Source organism: Thalassococcus sp. BH17M4-6 (genome assembly GCF_049323015.1).
Lineage (GTDB): Bacteria > Pseudomonadota > Alphaproteobacteria > Rhodobacterales > Rhodobacteraceae > Puniceibacterium.
The window spans coordinates 1-213 of sequence record NZ_JBMPGU010000031.1 but is presented as its reverse complement, the minus strand read 5'-3'; the positions used below and the strand labels follow the sequence as shown (position 1 = coordinate 213).

Sequence of the window (213 nt, the reverse complement as noted above, 5' to 3'; positions counted from 1 at the left end):
GCATCGAACCCCCCCCCGGAATTCCGCGCAGAAGCAGTGCGGGTAGCGTTAACCAGCGGGCTGCCGCGAAAGCAGGTTGCTGCAGATTTTGGCGTTGGCTTCTCGACACTGAGCCGTTGGATCCAGCAGGATCGGCGCAACCCAGAGAAGCCTTCAGCACGACGTTGTCCAGCATCGTGTCGGCCAGCAGCCGCTTGAGCTTGGCATTCTCGT

Annotated in this window: 1 pseudogene; it reads right to left on the bottom strand. The window is 61.5% G+C overall.

From position 1 onward, the window contains the following. Positions 1-213 (bottom strand): annotated as a pseudogene (locus ACOXXX_RS21480) (hypothetical protein); the annotation flags it as partial.